Genomic DNA, 17,251 nt, shown 5'->3' on the forward strand with positions numbered 1-17,251 from the left:
GGCGCTGTCAATCTTCTTAGCTTCTTCTTTCTTCTTGGTAAATTCTTTCCAGTCGCTGATCTCAAGGTCAACGCACTTTTTGTAGTTAACAACTGAAATGAACTCTTGCAGGGATTGATTGTTTTTGACCATTTCTCTTTTCCAGCGGTAAAGAGTAGTTCGGGCAATCCCAGTTTCTTTAGAGATCTTTTGTAAACTAGCATAATTGATAAACCATTCATCTACTATCTTTGAAGCATTTTCAGGATAGGAAAATTCTCGGATTTTTTTAGGCTGCCATTGTTTGGACATGTAAATCAGCTCCTTTATACTTTGTATATTTGTTTTATTATAACACAAGAAAAATTTTAAATAATATATGTGTATTATTTTTATAATTGGTATTGATGGAATATAATTTTAACAAAATTCGGCTTTGTTTTGTTCTATAATTACTTTAAGACTAACTCAAAGTCAAAAAATGTAAAGTATTTAATTAGGAGAAAATAATAATGGAAATAATCAATCTTGATCATATTGTATTAACTGTTAAAAACTTAAATCTCTCTATTAAGTTTTATAACCAAGTTATCGGCTTACCCATTATTCACGAACAAACAAATTCAAATTTTGCCAGCTTAAAGTGTGGTAAATCACTTCTACGATTACGCAAAGTTGAAAATAATGTTAACGCGATTGTAGCAAGTAAACTTGCTGTGGGAGTTTATGATTTTTGCTTAGAAACAAACTCCTCTGTTAAAAGTATTATTTCCAATTATAACAAACACAATATCCCTATTGAACTTGGTCCTATAACTAAACATGGTGCTAAAGGAAAAATGACATCCATTTATGTACGTGATCCAGATAATAATTTAGTCGAAGTATCGACATATAATAACTAGCGACCAATTTTATTAGTTATTCAAGGAATGCCTTACACTTAAATTTTAATTTAAATTATTTTCTAAATAAAAAGCATGTACTAAGTAACACTATTTTTATTATTATCTTTCTAAAATAATAATATATAGTTACTCTATTTATTCATAGCGATATATATTTAACCCCGTCTTAACTATGCGGAAAGAAAATAAAGAAATATATAATTTAAGTGCATATTGGTTTTAAATTAGTTAAAAATGACCTACACTAAATATTGGACAGGAAATAAACCAACACAAAGAGTCTTAACTTTCCACCGCTGAGATTCTACAATTTTCTGTTTTTGTTGTTATAAATTGACCGTTTTTTTAACTTATATTATATTTTTAATAATACAATATGTGCTTTAAAATGCTTATTTTATAAGATTTTTGCACATATAATTAGTCTATATTTATATAATGTAAGTAAATATTATTAAAATAGTCTATTTATTTTTAATAAAAACTTCTATAGTCTATAGCTATAGAATTATAAGTATTTTGAAAGGGTCGAATGCTTCATGGCTAATATAGGACAGGAAATTTCTCGTCGTCGTCGCGAGCAAAAATTAACTCAAGAAGATTTAGCTGAATTAAGTGACTTATCAGTTAATTTTATTTCACGTCTCGAGAGAACTAAAGATCAGAATGTAAGTATTCAGAAGTTAGATGCGATTGCACAAGCATTGAACACCACAACTCCAGAGCTTATTAATAGCGCATACGATGTTGCTCGTTCAAAGAGTGCTTCTACGGACAATACCCCTGTATTTATCCGCAAGGTAATCAATGAGCTTAGAAAGTTGCCTCAAGGCACTTCTGAGAGAGTATGTAAATCACTCATCGTAATGTTAAAAGAGATTACTTCTGCTTCTGGCAACGTTAGTGTTACTCCTCTTTCTGAGGAACAAATTTCCGTTGACAAGAAGCAAAAGTAGAATACTTAATTCTATAAACCAAAATACCCCGTTGTAGTTTTCGAATTGCTACAACGGGGTATTTCTTATTAAAAATTATTATTTAACAACTTATGCTATACGCTAATCATTAAAGCGAGGATCATCTACTTCAATAGTTTCAATAACTACATCTTCAACTGGCTTATCAGCTTTATCCTTTTTAACTTTAGCAATTTTATCAACAATATCCATACCATCAACTACTTGACCAAATACAGTATGACGGCCATCAAGCCAAGGAGTTCCGCCTTGCTTGTATTGCTTAATAATCTCTTTTGGATAGCCTGCAGGCTCCATTTCACGAATCATGCGTTTAGGCATATTTTTGTTTTGCACGATAAAGAATTGGCTACCATTAGTATTTGGACCAGAGTTTGCCATTGAAAGTGCACCACGCAAATTAAATAATTCGCGAGAAAATTCATCTTCAAACGGATGACCCCAGATACTTTCACCACCAGTTCCATCACCTTTAGGATCTCCACCTTGAATCATAAAATCACTGATTACACGGTGAAAAGTAGTTTTATCATAATAGCCTTTTTTAGCTAAACGAACAAAATTTTCAACAGTCATTGGTGCAAGTTCTTCGAATAAAGCTACTGTTACATCTCCCTGATTGGTTTTAATAATAGCCTTAATTGTCTTTGCATCGTCAATATTTAATTGTGGATATGATGACATAATATTCTCCCCTTTAATTAATAATATATTTCAATTTTATCATTATGTATCTCTTAAGCCTATTAAAATATCTTAATGACACAAAAAAACTGGTGGATATACTTTAAAGTATATCTACCAGTTTTTTTATAAATTAGCCTTCAAAAGCATCAGTCAATGGTGGAACAACTTGCTTCTTACGAGAAACAACACCTGGAAGCTTAACTTCTGAATCTTCAAGTTTCTTACCAAACGCCTTTTCAAAAGTAGCCTTGTTATCATCTGAACCAACAACTAAAGCTTCGGAATCTGAATCTAAGATATTAGTAATCAAAAGCATGAACATATCATAGCCATTTTCCTTTGAAGAATTTTCCATTGTCTTAAGGAAAGCTTCTTTACGTGCCATTGCTTCTGGTAAGTCAACAACGTTAATTTGTGCAACACGTACGTTATTACCATTTAATTCAAAACTCTTTGCATCTAAATCAATTAATTCTTCTTCTGACTTATCAGCAATATTAGCACCAGCCTTAAGCATTCTAAGACCATATTCTTCATAATCTACATCGGCAATTTTAGCTAAAGCATCAACTGCTTCTTTATCATCTGCAGTAGTTGTTGGTGACTTCAAAAGCAAAGTATCTGAAATAATTGCTGAAAGCATCAAACCAGCTAAATTCTTTGGAATTTCAACTTCATTTTCATTAAACATCTTCCAAACGATAGTACTAGTGCAGCCTACTGGTTCAGCACGGTAGTAAAGTGGCTTAGAAGTATTAAAGTTCATGATACGGTGGTGATCAACAACATTGGATACGTCAACATCTTCAATATCTGAAACACTTTGTTGAGGTTCATTGTGATCAACAAGCATAACTGAATTAACTTCATTTGCTGCAGTCTTAATTACTCGTGGAGCTTCAAAGCCAAATGTCTTAAGTGCATATGCAGTTTCATCATTTGGATTGCCAAGAGCAACAGCTTCAGTATTATAACCCAACTTGTTTTGTAAATATGAAAATGCAATAGCAGTACCAATTGCATCAGTATCAGGATTTTGGTGTCCAAAAACTAATTCTTTTTCCATTGAAAAGATCCTCTCTTTTTCTGTTTTTATGTTCTCTTCTAGTCTACTAAAATAATGCCTATTATCCAAGTGTTTAATAGGCATTATTTATTGTATATTTTTAATTGAATAAATCTGAAACGTCTCTACTTTTATCGCTGAGAGGTCTACCAAGTTCCAGAGAAACTGGTGCACCATCTACTTTAGGTTCTAAAACAAATGAACCATTAGAATATCTATCTCCTAATGGAAATTCATTAGTCTTAATCTTATAATGACGATCACTACTTGTAGTTAAAAGTAAAGTATGGTTTTGTCCATATGAAGTCATCACAGAAATGCGGTGTGGGTTAGTCTTAAGTTCTCTAAGGACTAATACTCCACGCTTAGCACGAGAGACCTTATTAACTAAATCTAAATTAAATTGCTTAAATGCTCCACGTTGAGTTACAAGTCCCACCTTAACCAAATTTATAAACTCAGGCTTTACTAAGACGCTGCCAACAATAAAGTCAGCATCTTTTAAGTTAACAGATTTTACCCCAACTGCCTTAGCACCAGAAGTTGGAACTTCATTAATATCATATCTTACAGCATAAGCTTGATTAGTAAATAAAGTTATTTCTTGATTTGAATCAACATCTACAATATCAACATTAAGCAAACGACTATCTTCAGTCTTCATCTTAATTGCAGTCATAGCACGAGACTTATAAGTTCTAGTTGGTTGTAAATTAGCAAGTTCTAATTGCTTAATGTAACCATCGTTAGTAACTAAGAGGAAGTTCTTTTGACTAGATAAATCTTTAAAGTCAAATACACGAATTATTTGCTCATCAGGACCCAATCCTATTTCTTGTGATAAGTGCTGACCTGTTTCTTTCCATCTAGTTTCAACTAATTCATGAACTGGACGATAAATTACATTTCCGCGATTGGTGAATAAGTACAAATTATTTAAAGTAGATAAAGTTTTTTCATAAATAACTTTATCACCATCAGGTAATCCATTATCTCCTGGTTCAGTAGATTGGAATGAACGTATAGATGAACGCTTAAGATAACCATCTCGGCTAATTAAGACACGAACTTTTTCTTCAGCAACTAAAGCAGTTTCATCAATCTTAATTTTTGCACTTTCTTCTGAAATTTCAGTCCTACGCTCACTACCAAAGTCTTTCTTTACTTGACGAAGTTCTTTAATAATTTCTTTTTCTAAAGTATCTCTATCAGACAAAAGCTTTCTAAACTTTTCTGCTTTTTTATTTAAGTCTGCTTGTTCAGCCATTAAAGCATCAACATCAGTATTAGTTAAACGATAAAGTTGAAGAGAAACAATAGCTTCAGCTTGACGTTCAGTGAAGGCAAACTTTTTAATAAGGTTCTTTTTAGCATCAGCTTTGTTTTTAGAAGCACGGATTTCTTTAATTACTGAATCTAAGATATCCATTGCATGAATTAAACCTTCAATTATTTCAAGTCGTGCTTCTGCCTTATCTAAATCATATTGAGTTCTTTTAGTAATAACTTCTTCTTCATGTTCCAAGTATGATGATAAAATTCTCTTAAGTCCTACTTGAACAGGAGTCATATGATCAATCGCAACCATATTAAAGTTATAGGAAACTTGTAAGTCAGTATTTTTGAATAAATAATTCAAGATATTTTGTGCATCTGCACCTTTTTTTAGTTCAATTACTACTGAAAGTCCATGACGGTCAGTTTCATCTCTAACTTCAGCAATCCCATCAATTTCTTTATTTAAGCGAATTTCATCAATTTTCTTAACCAACATCGCCTTATTCACATCAAATGGAATTTCTGTGGCAACAATTTCTTGACGATGACCACGAATTTCTTGGATTGTGGTTTTAGCCCTTACTTGAATACGGCCACGACCAGTTTCATAAGCTTCTTTAATTCCTTTAGTGCCCATAATGATTGCACCAGTTGGAAAATCAGGACCTTTCACATATTTCATTAAATCTTCAAGAGTTGCATCAGGATGTTTAAGCAAGTAAATAGTCGCATCAATGACTTCACTTAAATTATGTGGTGGAATTTCTGTTGCATAACCTGATGAAATACCAGTTGAACCATTTACTAAAAGATTTGGAAAACGAGCTGGAAGGACAGTTGGTTCATACTCAGTATCATCAAAGTTAAGAACCATATTGACAGTATTTTTATCAATATCTTGTAAAAGCATATTAGAAATTTTGCTTAAACGAGACTCAGTATAACGCATGGCAGCTGGACCATCACCGTCCATAGAACCGTTATTTCCGTGCATTTCTACAAGTGGTTCGCGCATCTTCCAATCTTGAGATAAGTGCACTAAAGCTCCATAAATAGAACTATCACCATGTGGGTGAAAGTTACCCATAATGTTACCAACAGCCTTAGCTGCCTTTTTAAATGGCTTATCATAAGTATTTCCGTCTTGGTACATTGCATACAGAATACGACGTTGAACAGGCTTTAAGCCATCACGAATATCAGGCAAGGCACGTTCTTGAATAATGTATTTAGAATAACGGCCAAATCTTTCACCCATTACCTGTTCAAGGGGCATTTCTTTAATTCGTTCTTTAATGGTCATTAAATCAAAAACCTTCTTTAATCATTTTCTTTATCAAGAATGGAAGCATCTTCCCCCATTCTAAACTCAACATTTTCTTCAATCCACTTTCTTCTAGCAGCTACTTTATCACCCATTAAAGTGGTTACTCGGCGTTCAGCTAAAGCTGCGTCATCAATTCTGACGCGAATTAGCATTCTTGATTCAGGATTCATAGTTGTTTGCCATAATTGTTCAGCATTCATTTCACCTAAACCCTTAAATCGTTGTAGGGAATAGCCACGTCCCATTTCTTTTTCTTGCTCAGCTAATTCTTCATCAGTCCAAGCATACTTAATATTAGCTTTATTTCCGCGACCCTTTTGAAGACGATATAGTGGAGGAAGTGCAATGTAGACTTTTCCTTGTTCAATCATTGGGCGCATGTAGCGATAAAAGAATGTCAAAAGTAAAATTTGAATATGAGCACCATCATCATCGGCGTCTGTCATAATAATAACCTTATCATAGTTTGAGTCTTCTGCTTTAAATTCTGTTCCGACTCCAGCACCAATAGTATAAATCATGGTGTTAATTTCTTCATTTTTAAAGATGTCTTGTAATTTTGCCTTTTGAGTATTTAATACCTTACCACGAAGAGGTAAAATCGCCTGAAACTTACGATCACGTCCTTGCTTGGCACTACCGCCAGCAGAATCCCCTTCGACTAAGAAAAGTTCATTCTTTTTAGGATTGCGAGATTGAGCAGGGGTTAATTTCCCTGATAAGACTTCTTTTTTGCGGCGTTTTTTACCATTTCGACTCTCATCTCTAGCCTTTTTGGCAGCTTCACGTGCATCCCTTGCCCGTTGAGCCTTTTTAACTAAATCTTGAGCAAGTTCCCCGTTTTCCATTAAGTAATAAGACATCTTCTCATATACTAATGAATCGACTGCTGAACGAGCTTGTGGAGTTCCGAGTTTACCTTTGGTTTGTCCTTCAAATTCAAGAAGCTCTTCTGGTATCTTAATTGATAAAACTGCACTTAATCCTTCACGATAATCAGAACCATCAATATTTTTATCTTTCTTACCAAGTAAGCCTTGTTTCTTGGCGTAATCATTAAAAGCACGTGTAAATCCACTTCTAGCTCCTACTTCATGACTACCACCATCTGCAGTACGCACATTATTAACAAAAGAAACTAAGTTTTCTGAATAACCATCGCTATATTGACCACTGAACTCAATTTCCATACCATCTTGCTTACCTTCAAAGTAAAAGACATCACTAATTGTGCCTTTACCTTCATTAAGATAAGAAACAAATGACTTAATACCATCATCATACTTAAACTCGTCGTGATGTTCTGGATCACGCTCATCAGTTAAAGTAAATTTGACTCCTTTAAGCAAAAAGGCACTTTCACGAATTCGCTCTTGGATAGTTTCGTATTTATATTTAGTTGTTGAAAAAATCGTATCATCTGGTTTAAAAGTTATAGTTGTACCTGTTTTTTCATCAGTATCACCTAAACATTTAAGAGTACCAATTGGATGACCACCATTTTCAAATTCTTCTTCGTAGGCTTTTCCATCACGAACCACATGCACCTTCATATAACTGGACAGTGCATTAACTACAGATGAACCTACACCGTGAAGACCTCCGGAAGTTTTATAATTTTGTTCAGTAAATTTACCTCCAGCGTGCAACACAGTAAGAATAACTTCAATTGTTGGTTTCCCTGATTTGTGCATTCCTGTAGGCATTCCTCGTCCAAAGTCACGCACAGTTATACTATTATCTTTGTGGATGGTTACATCAATTTCTTTACCATAGCCAGCCATAGCTTCGTCAACAGAATTATCGACAATTTCATAAACTAACTGGTTAAGTCCATGTATATCAGTTGAGCCAATATACATACCTGGACGCTTACGTACAGCCTCTAATCCATGTAAAATCTGAATTGAAGAATCATCATAAGTATTAGCTTTAGCCACTAAAATTCCTCCACTTATTCATAAATTTAGTCCACTCCATATATTTATAAGCAAAATTTTGCTAAAATAGCCATAGATTTAAATGGAGTGATTAACATATGTCTGCATTAGAAATTGCATCGTTATTTATTTTAGCATACTTGATTGGGTCCTTCCCAACTGGTGTGATTGTGGGGAAGATATTTTTCCATAAAGATATTCGCAAATATGGTTCTGGTAATATTGGAACAACTAATACTTTTAGAGTTTTAGGACCTGTTGCAGGAGTTATTGTTTTCCTGATTGACTTTTTCAAGGGAACACTTGCAACAATATTACCTGTTTTATTTCATTTGGGACCACATTATTTGTGTCTATTTTTTGGATTAGCAGCTATTTTAGGACATGCCTTTTCTATCTTTTTAAAATTTAAAGGTGGAAAAGCTGTCGCAACAACTGCAGGCTTCCTTTTAGGATACAATGTACATTTCTTCTTGATCTGTGCAATTATTTTCTTTCCCTTATTGTTTATCACAAGTATGGTATCTTTAACGAGCTTAATTTCAATTATTTTGATTTTTATTGCGTCGTTTTTCTTTCATGATATCGCGTTAACTATCTTAAGTGGCTTACTGGTATTTTTAATTTACTGGAGTCACCGTTCAAATATTAAACGTCTTAAAAATCATGAAGAAAACCTTGTGCCATTCGGCTTAGTCTATTGGTATAAAAAATATCGCAATAAAAAATAAGTATTTTTTGCAAACAATAGTTCGTAAGAATACATTCTAAAAGATTTGATTTCAATAATCAAATCTTTTTTATTTTATCTTAATACGTAGTTCAGTAATAAAATGTGTATTTTTTCCAGAATATTTTATAGGCCATGATTCTTCTATAACTAAAAAATCAGATAACTGATACTTGGTTATTGCCATATCTCGTAGTTTATTATAAAAAAACAAATATTTTTCTCTCGACCATTTAAATGCAATACCTAGATATTCCCCATTCATATGACTTATATTATAAGAAGTTCGTATAGTTAAATTTTCCAATAATTCTTTAAACATACTTTGATAATTAATTTGCTCTAATTTATTATACTTTTTTCCATAAAAAATAAAGCCATATTCAGGATTAGGAATTAAATTATGGTTTATAATTTTTTGATCTAATTTTGCAATTTCCTTATCAGGATAGTCATTTGGGGTAACAGGGGTTTGTAAGGATTGAGACAATATCATTTTATCTACTTTTCTTACATATATCTGATTTAAATTATTTTGTAAAAAAGTAAGTTCTACACTCTTATTCTTTTGGAATTGTATTAATTTTAAGGAATGTTGTAAAGTTTTAATTTTATTTTGAATTATTTGCTCTTGGTCTTGCCAAAAAGGAGCTGTGTTTGACTTTTGGTAATTATTAATGATTTGAGAAATATTTTCAAGATTCATTCCACTAGCTTGAAGATATTTTATGATATTAAACAAAAAAACTTGATTTATTTCATAATACCGATATTTTGAATGTGGGTCTTGATAAGAAGCTTTAAGGATACCTTTTTTATCATAAAAACGTAATGTTTGCACGCTAGTATTACAAATCTTAGCCATTTTTCCTATTGAAATTAATTTCATATTTCCTCCTTGACTCTATTGTTACTGTAGAGTTTATCATTTAATTAAACAAGAATAATCATAGAAAAGGAAGGACATTATGAGTAAAACAATAAGATTAGAAATCCCTGACTGGCAAGCTGGTAATAATCCCGTGTATAAACTAGGCTCACAAATACTATCAGTCATTGCTCCAAACAACAATAATCAAAAAGAAATTAAAATTCCAGTTCCTGATACTCCTCAAAAGTTAACAAAAGAAAATGGTATATATGGGAAAAGTATTATCAAACAAACAATGCTTAAAACATATCAAGTAATAAAAAAAGAAAAACCTGATAAAATTATTACTTTTGGCGGTAATTGTTTAGTTTCGCAAGCTCCCATTGATTACTTAAATGACCATTACAATAACTTAGGTGTGATTTGGTTTGATGCTCACCCTGATATATCTAATCCAAAAATGTTTTATAATGAACATGCTATGGTTTTAGGAAATTTGTTAAAACATGGAGATCCAGAACTTGCACAATTAATTACTCATCCTTTAACAAGTAAACAAATATATTATGCAGGTTTGCAATCACCCACTATTCAAGAAAAAAGAGAACTTGATAAATTAGCTATAAATTATTCAATTCAAAAAAATACAATATTAGATCTTAATTTAATTCTTGACTGGATCAAAAAGAATGACTTTGATGGTATATATATCCATTTAGATATGGATGTAATGAATCCCCACACATTTTATGCAACATATTTCAATAATCCTGAACTAAGTGTTATTCCTGATAATGCCGCTACAGGTATTATTAAAAGACAAAGCGTATGGTCAACAATTTCAGAATTAAGTAAAAAAGCCAATTTAGTAGGTTTTACAATGGCTGAATTTTTACCTTGGAGTGCTAAACAATTACAAGACTTAATGAAGAATACTACAATTTTTAACAATTAGGACAGACAAAAAAACACCTTTCGGTGTCTTTTTTTATTTATTTAAATCAATTTTATCGATATCAATCATCCATGCAATGGCAATTGACTTTTCTCCCAAGTGTGTAGCAATTACTGGACTAAATTCCACAACATCAATTGGCATTTCTGGGAAATTATTCTCAATAAACTCTCTGATTCCTTCAGCTTGCTTGGCATCATTAGAGTGAAAGACAAAGAAACGTAATTTATCTTTATAATCTAATTTGCTAGTTCTTTCTAAAGCTAGATTTTCCACTTTAGCTACTGCTCGCTTAAGAGAACGAATCTTATCAAAGGCAATAATCTTACCATCTTCGTTAAATGTAAGAAGTGGCTTAATATGAAGCATAGTTCCAATAAAGGCACCAGCATTGCTAAGACGACCACCACGGCTTAAGTTCTTTAAATCATCTACAACAAATAATTCATCAATTGTTGCTCTAATAGAATCTAGCTTAGCAATAATTTCCTGTGGCTCAAGACCATTCTTAATCATTCTAGCAGCTGCTAAAACTAAATAGCCTTGAAGACGAACGGTCATCTTAGAGTCATATGGATATAATCCATATTCTGGATAATTGCGCGCCATATTCTCTAATGTATTATAAAAACCTGAAATTCCGCTTGATAAAGTAATCGTAATTATTGCTTCATAGCCCTCTTCATGAAGCTTATTAAATAAAGCAAGCATCTCTCCCATACTTGGCTGTGAAGTTTTGGGGAATGCTGCACCTTGTTTTTGGGTTTCAAAAAGTTCGGCAGATGTAATATTAACCCCTTCTAAATATTCCTTGTCGCCAATGATAATTGGAATTGGAGCAACGATTACATTGTTGTCCTTAACTTCCTTTTCAGTTAAGACACTAGTACTATCGGTAACTAATGCAATCTTCATTTCTTTAACCCTTTCCATTCTATTAATTATATAGAGAAATTATAACACAAAAAAGTATATGTGACGACTTTAACAAGATAAGCTTTCAATAATAAGCTCTAAATTCTGTGAAAATTCATTTTGCTGATGTCTATCTAAATCAAAGAAAATTTTTTGTTCAATCAAACATAACTCACTTTTTAATTCATTAGCTTTTCTTAAACCAGCTAAACTAAGATGAATATGCTTACTCGTATCTGTTTTTGATCGTGTTATCTCAACTAAATTACGGGTTTTACTTTGCTGAAGTTGACGGCTAAGTGTAGATAAAGAAATGTGCATTTGTTGAGCCATTTTCCCCATTGCAACTTTTTCATTTTTATTTTTATCAAAAAATAGCAATATTCGCATTTGTGATACATTCAATCCGCAGCGATTATTAACTTCTTTATTGATAAAATCTGAAATTGTACCAAATGACAAAACATCCATTTATATTTTCTCCTAAGCAAAAATTGATAACCAACATTATATCACTATTTTTTAAAAAACAAATTAAAAAAATACCATATACTTATGTCTTTTAAACACAATTATTCTATATTACACTTATGTATTCTTAATAATTAGTCATTCCTCTTATCTATGTTATAATAATTGATGTTTTGAGGTGATATAAATGGCATTTGATGGTTTATTTATCCATAGCTTACTACATGAATTAAGTCCAGAAATCATAGATGGACGTTTATCAAAAATTTATCAACCATTTGAACAAGATTTGGTATTGGTATTTCGAAAAAATCGAAAAAATAAACAATTGCTTATTTCTGCTAACGCACAATATCCACGGATGTACTTAACTAAGCAATCTATTTCTAATCCAGATAAGGCTCCAACTTTTGTAATGGTTCTTAGAAAATATTTAGAAGGTTCTGTATTGCAATCAATTGAACAAGTTGGAGTTGATAGAATTATTAACTATCATTTTAGTAATCGCAATGAACTTGGAGACGAAGTTGAGTTAGTTTTATCAGTTGAACTTATGGGTCGACACAGCAACGTCATCTTATATGATCAACAAGACGGTCATATAATTGATTTGCTTAAAAGAATCAATCCGGATGAAAATCGCGCCCGAATTTTATTGCCAAAGGCTAAATATGAACTCCCTCCACTAAAGCCTGGAATCAATGGTCTAAATGTTACAGAAAATGAATTTAAAGATTTAAAAAATAAATATCCTGATGAAACAGAATTAGCCAAAAACATAGATGGATTAGATCGTGATGACCGTTTAGAACTTAGCGGCTATTTGGAAGACGATTATTCTTATTCTTCTTTTAAAACTTTTTTTGATCAATTTGATAATCCACGCGGTTTTGTTCTTAAAACTCCCAAAAATAAGCGGAAAATTTTTTGTTACTTACCCTACCATCTAGATTTAGAAAAAGAAAGTTCTGATCCTAATTTAGATCATGCTCTAGATGAATTTTATGAGTATCAAGCAAATCGTGACTGGGTAAAGCAACGTGCAAGTCAAGTTGAACGCATAGTTAAAAATGAGCAAAAAAAGCTATCAAAAAAGATTATTAAGCTCAAAAAACAACTTGATTTAGCAGAAAACTCTGAAGGATACAGAATTCGTGGTGAAATCTTAAATGCTAATTTAGGAATGGTTAAGCCAGGAATGACTAAAGTTGAACTTCCTAACTATTATGATAATAATAATCCAATAGAAGTTAAACTTGATCCTGCACTTTCACCTGCTCGCAATGCTCAAAAATATTTTACTAAATATAAAAAACTCCGCGATTCAATTAAACATGTAAACGAACAAATTAAAATAGCTGAAAATAATTTACAATATTTTGACTCAATTCAAACGGCAATTGATAATGCCAATCCACAAGATATTGAACAAATTACTGATGAACTAATTAACCAAGGTTATTTACATAAGAAGCAAACCAAGAAACGTCGCAAGAAGATCACTGAACGCAATCTGAACAAGTTTAAGCTAACTTCTGGTAAAACTGTCCTAGTTGGTAAAAATAACTACCAAAATGATTGGTTAACCCTTAAAAAGGCAAATAAATCTGATTATTGGTTCCATGTAAAAAATATGCCAGGTTCACATGTGATTTTACAAGATGATAATCCAAGTGAACAAGATATTCAAGAAGCAGCCGAAATTGCTGCCTACTTTTCTAAAGGAAAATTATCAGCTCACGTACCAGTTGATTATGTTCAAGATAAACGCGTTAAAAAGCCAAATGGCGCTAAGCCTGGTTTTGTAATTTATACAGGACAAAACTCAATCGAAGTTACACCGGAAGAAAAAGAAGTTCTTACTAAAAAAATAAATTAATCACTTACTAAAGTACAAAGCGCATGTTAAGTATAATTACTTAACATGCGCTTTTTTAGTTTATTTACTTTATATGTACCTTTTCATTAAATTGGCTGAGTTGTCAATGCCAAAGACTCCAATACATCAAGAATCAATTCAGCTGTTTCAATACTTGAAAATACTGGAATATGAGTATAGAGTGCCTGATCTCTAATAATAGTTGCATCATCACTTGCTGCATCTGATAAGTTAGTAATATTTACTACCATTACAATTTTATGCTGACGAATTTTTTCTAATAAATTACGCGGATCAGTATGTACCTTATCAACAACTCCAGTAGTAATCCCCGCTTCAGCGAATATATTAGCAGTTCCTTCAGTAGCAACCAATTTAAATCCTAAACGGTCAAATCTTCTAGCAAGCTTTGTAACTCTTGCTTTTTCTTCATCCCTAACAGAAATAAAAATAGTACCATAACTCGGAATATGTAAATCACTTGCCTCATATCCTTTATATAACGCCTTAGCTAAATGAGTATCACGGCCCATTACCGATCCTGAGGATTTCATTTTAGAATCAAAAGTATTTCCACTACTATAGTTAATATATGAGAATACCGGCATTTTGACATGAATAAAATCATTTGTTGGCCATAATTTTTCTTCATATCCCATTTCAGTTAAATTTTTACCAATTAAAACCTCTGTAGCACATGCAGTAATATTCTTACCTAAAGATTGAGATAAAAAGGCCACATTATGACCAGCATATGGTTTAATCTGTAATAAATATAGTGTTTCTCCTACTCTTAGATAATGAAGATTAAATATTCCTCTCATCCCTACTTTTTTAATTAAAGAGATGGAATACTTAGTTAGCTTTACTTTACCATCACTTGAAAGGTTTTGAGGTTTAAAAACAGCAATTGAATCGGAAGCGTGCGAACCAGTTTGTTCAAGATGTTCAATAATACCAGGAATAGTTACATGATTACCATCAGAAATAGCTGTAACTTCATATTTATTTCCTTCAATAAAACGTGATACCGAAATCTCATCTAATTGATTTTCAGTTAAATATTTATTGAATGCTGGCATATCATATACAACAGCTGATTTTTGTTTGATTTCTTTACTAATTCCTCCAACTAATAAAGGAAAGCCGTATAATTCTACAAACCTTTTAACTTCTGCTTTATCAGTAGTTATCAATGATGGTACACGTTTAAGCTTTTTAAAAGGCTCTGATAATAATTGATTGATTTTATCACGAGGATTAATATCTTCTCGACCTAAGATATGTAAACCGTTATCAATTAATTTTTGACTCAATGCACTAACTTTTTTACCAGAAAATTGTAAAAGAATATCTTTGATTCCCTCTTTTTTGGCTACTGCTAAAATATTTTCCACTGTAATTGGATCAAAATATACTCTATCAACATCTGTATATCTTGTAGCTACAGATTCATCATTATTAGATAATAAAATTGTTGCATAGCCATTTTTGTGAAGTGCCTGTACTGCATGAGCTAACATATAATCAAACTCACTCGTTACCGATACTTGCAAGGGCAGCATCCCTATTACTAAAACCTTCTTTTCAGCAACTAATGGCTTTACTTCATCTTGTACACCATAACCACTATAAAAAGCATGTACATTTGGACGATAAATACCTGCAGAACCATCTATCTCTAAATAAGATGGAGTTAGATTTAAACTTTCAATTTGCTTTTTAACTTGATCTACTGGTATTTGGGCAATTTTAGCAATTAAATAATTTGAAAAACCTCGTTTTTTTGCTTCTTCAAGCAAATCATCACTTAAATTATCATGAATCTTAATTGCTATTTTAACTAAATGACGCAATTTTTGATAATAAATAGGATGTAGATGAGTTATATCTTGAATTTCAGAATAAGGAATTTCTTTAGCAATAGCTGCAAGTAACTTTATTAAGTGCATTTCATCAGCTTCACTTAAGTCTTGTTTAATATCATTGATATCTTTATTAAACTCATCCATAAATATAGAATAAGCAATATCAATATCAATTGTTGAATACAAACCTTTTAAAAAAGCTGTTTCAAAATTACGCCCAATTCCCATTGCTTCTCCACTCGCTTGCATGGCTTTACCTAATTTATAATGATTAGAACCATAGTTCGATAAAGACCAATAAGGCATTTTAATTGCAATTGCATCAAGAGTTGGTTCAATCGCTGCATTTAAACCAGAAAGTGGATCAGTAATTTCATTAAGCATATAACCTATTGCAACCTTAGAAACAATATAACCTACACTATATAATCCTGCTCGCTGAATCCAAACTGAACTTCGAGTTAATCTAGGTTTTATTGTTAAAACTTTAGTTTGAATCTGAGTACCATGAAACTTAACTGCAAAATGTATACTTAAAATTCCCAAAACATCGAGTTCAGAAGCTATTTCTTTAGTTATTTGTCGAATTTCTTGGATTTGATCATTATTAAGTGTAAGTGAAGGCATAACAGTTGCAGAATCGCCAGAATTGATTGCAACAGGTTCAATTGAATCTGCAAAATTAACAAAGACAATATTTCCCTCTTTATCTCGAATAATATTTACAATTACTTCTTCCCAAGAAGATAAATCTTCCGTTAAACGATAATGCTTCCATGAAAAACTTTCACTTTGACTTTCGTTTTTAAAATATGTCATTAACTCTTGAGCGTTTTTAAAGCCAAGATGTTCATTATGCACATACTTATGATATTTAGTAACAAGAACTGGAAATGAAACTTCATCTTGAATCCTTTTAGCTCGAACTTCAAAATCATCATGAGCAATTTCATCAAGTTTCCATGAACGATTGACATCTACACCTAATTTTTGTAAAAACGCGGTCCTTTTTTGCTGGTTACCCATTACAAGCGTTCTTGGATTCAAAGTTAGCAGCTTAATATCCATTTGCTGTAAAATTCCATCTTGAATTAATTTATGTGCAACTTTAAGCGCTGTTGTTGAACCGTATGCTGTCATAATTGCATCTGGCTCTTCCATTCGTAAAATACGCTTTAAAAAATCCAGTGTCATCGGCTCTAAATAAACCGTAACTCCTGGACGTTTATCAGTAGAAATTGTTGCAGGATTTGGATTGACAATTACAACTTCAATTCCTTCTTCAGTAAGTGCTTCAATAGCATCTGTTGCTAATAAATCCATTTCTGCTACACTTCCAATTAATGTAGGGCCAGAGCCAATTATTAAAATTTTGCTCAAATCATTTTCTAAAGGCATTT

At 32.0% G+C, this 17,251-nt stretch carries 13 protein-coding genes and 1 pseudogene; 5 read left to right on the forward strand and 9 right to left on the reverse strand.

Features of this window, described 5'->3' with window-relative positions; translation table 11 throughout:
- Positions 1-291, reverse strand: a 291-nt coding sequence (locus ACTHPI_RS03945) for a hypothetical protein (protein WP_445352879.1), incomplete at its 3' end; no start/stop codon positions are given.
- Between the two features lie 200 nt (positions 292-491).
- Between ACTHPI_RS03945 and ACTHPI_RS03950 the strand changes: the two genes are divergently transcribed.
- Together ACTHPI_RS03950 and ACTHPI_RS03955 are read left to right on the forward strand one after the other, a co-directional pair.
- On the forward strand, positions 492-884 hold the full coding sequence (locus tag ACTHPI_RS03950) for a VOC family protein (protein WP_445352880.1): 393 nt from the start codon (positions 492-494) through the stop codon (positions 882-884).
- Between the two features lie 542 nt (positions 885-1,426).
- Positions 1,427-1,768 (forward strand): annotated as a pseudogene (locus ACTHPI_RS03955) (helix-turn-helix domain-containing protein); the annotation flags it as partial.
- A gap of 177 nt (positions 1,769-1,945) precedes the next feature.
- On the opposite strand, the gene ACTHPI_RS03960 reads toward ACTHPI_RS03955, so the two are convergent.
- From ACTHPI_RS03960 to parE, 4 genes are all read right to left on the reverse strand, one after another.
- The gene (locus ACTHPI_RS03960; protein WP_445352881.1) at positions 1,946-2,548 is read right to left on the reverse strand and encodes a peptidylprolyl isomerase; all 603 of its coding nucleotides are present in this window, start codon (positions 2,546-2,548) and stop codon (positions 1,946-1,948) included.
- Between the two features lie 133 nt (positions 2,549-2,681).
- A complete protein-coding gene (locus tag ACTHPI_RS03965; protein ID WP_445352882.1) occupies positions 2,682-3,617 on the reverse strand; it encodes a manganese-dependent inorganic pyrophosphatase in 936 nt (311 codons plus the stop codon).
- A gap of 100 nt (positions 3,618-3,717) precedes the next feature.
- Positions 3,718-6,198: a DNA topoisomerase IV subunit A gene (gene parC / locus ACTHPI_RS03970; RefSeq protein WP_445352883.1), complete on the reverse strand. Its 2,481-nt coding sequence runs from the start codon at positions 6,196-6,198 to the stop codon at positions 3,718-3,720.
- Positions 6,199-6,215: 17 nt separating this feature from the next.
- The gene (gene parE / locus ACTHPI_RS03975) at positions 6,216-8,162 is read right to left on the reverse strand and encodes a DNA topoisomerase IV subunit B (RefSeq protein WP_445352884.1); all 1,947 of its coding nucleotides are present in this window, start codon (positions 8,160-8,162) and stop codon (positions 6,216-6,218) included.
- Positions 8,163-8,260: 98 nt separating this feature from the next.
- Between parE and plsY the strand changes: the two genes are divergently transcribed.
- Positions 8,261-8,893, forward strand: coding sequence for a glycerol-3-phosphate 1-O-acyltransferase PlsY (gene plsY, locus ACTHPI_RS03980; protein ID WP_445352885.1), 633 nt, complete (start codon positions 8,261-8,263; stop codon positions 8,891-8,893).
- Positions 8,894-8,962: 69 nt separating this feature from the next.
- Here the strand turns inward: plsY and ACTHPI_RS03985 are convergent, their stop codons facing one another.
- On the reverse strand, positions 8,963-9,781 hold the full coding sequence (locus tag ACTHPI_RS03985; RefSeq protein ID WP_445352886.1) for a MerR family transcriptional regulator: 819 nt from the start codon (positions 9,779-9,781) through the stop codon (positions 8,963-8,965).
- Positions 9,782-9,860: 79 nt separating this feature from the next.
- Between ACTHPI_RS03985 and ACTHPI_RS03990 the strand changes: the two genes are divergently transcribed.
- Positions 9,861-10,718, forward strand: coding sequence for an arginase family protein (locus tag ACTHPI_RS03990; RefSeq protein WP_445352887.1), 858 nt, complete (start codon positions 9,861-9,863; stop codon positions 10,716-10,718).
- Between the two features lie 33 nt (positions 10,719-10,751).
- On the opposite strand, the gene ACTHPI_RS03995 is transcribed toward ACTHPI_RS03990, so the two are convergent.
- A complete protein-coding gene (locus ACTHPI_RS03995; RefSeq protein WP_445352888.1) occupies positions 10,752-11,633 on the reverse strand; it encodes a DegV family protein in 882 nt (293 codons plus the stop codon).
- A gap of 69 nt (positions 11,634-11,702) precedes the next feature.
- Entirely contained in the window at positions 11,703-12,104 is a 402-nt protein-coding gene (locus tag ACTHPI_RS04000; RefSeq protein ID WP_445352889.1) for a MarR family winged helix-turn-helix transcriptional regulator, read from the reverse strand.
- Positions 12,105-12,291: 187 nt separating this feature from the next.
- On the opposite strand from ACTHPI_RS04000, the gene ACTHPI_RS04005 reads away from it, so the two are divergent.
- Positions 12,292-13,983, forward strand: coding sequence for an Rqc2 family fibronectin-binding protein (locus ACTHPI_RS04005; protein WP_445352890.1), 1,692 nt, complete (start codon positions 12,292-12,294; stop codon positions 13,981-13,983).
- An 86-nt stretch (positions 13,984-14,069) separates the two neighbouring features.
- On the opposite strand, the gene ACTHPI_RS04010 is transcribed toward ACTHPI_RS04005, so the two are convergent.
- A complete protein-coding gene (locus tag ACTHPI_RS04010; protein WP_445352891.1) occupies positions 14,070-17,249 on the reverse strand; it encodes a carbamoyl phosphate synthase large subunit in 3,180 nt (1,059 codons plus the stop codon).
- Positions 17,250-17,251: the final 2 nt, after the last annotated feature.

The organism is Lactobacillus sp. PSON, assembly GCF_052615405.1.

Bases quoted from the DNA above. Each gene is read 5' to 3' on its own strand.
- ACTHPI_RS03965 (WP_445352882.1), bottom strand. From the start codon at position 3,617: ATGGAAAAAGAATTAGTTTTTGGACACCAAAATCCTGATACTGATGCA.
- ACTHPI_RS04005 (WP_445352890.1), top strand. From the start codon at position 12,292: ATGGCATTTGATGGTTTATTTATCCATAGCTTACTACATGAATTAAGT.
- parC (WP_445352883.1), bottom strand. From the start codon at position 6,198: ATGACCATTAAAGAACGAATTAAAGAAATGCCCCTTGAACAGGTAATG.
- ACTHPI_RS03990 (WP_445352887.1), top strand. From the start codon at position 9,861: ATGAGTAAAACAATAAGATTAGAAATCCCTGACTGGCAAGCTGGTAAT.
- ACTHPI_RS03960 (WP_445352881.1), bottom strand. From the start codon at position 2,548: ATGTCATCATATCCACAATTAAATATTGACGATGCAAAGACAATTAAG.
- ACTHPI_RS03950 (WP_445352880.1), top strand. From the start codon at position 492: ATGGAAATAATCAATCTTGATCATATTGTATTAACTGTTAAAAACTTA.
- ACTHPI_RS03995 (WP_445352888.1), bottom strand. From the start codon at position 11,633: ATGAAGATTGCATTAGTTACCGATAGTACTAGTGTCTTAACTGAAAAG.
- ACTHPI_RS04000 (WP_445352889.1), bottom strand. From the start codon at position 12,104: ATGGATGTTTTGTCATTTGGTACAATTTCAGATTTTATCAATAAAGAA.
- plsY (WP_445352885.1), top strand. From the start codon at position 8,261: ATGTCTGCATTAGAAATTGCATCGTTATTTATTTTAGCATACTTGATT.
- ACTHPI_RS03985 (WP_445352886.1), bottom strand. From the start codon at position 9,781: ATGAAATTAATTTCAATAGGAAAAATGGCTAAGATTTGTAATACTAGC.
- ACTHPI_RS04010 (WP_445352891.1), bottom strand. From the start codon at position 17,249: ATGCCTTTAGAAAATGATTTGAGCAAAATTTTAATAATTGGCTCTGGC.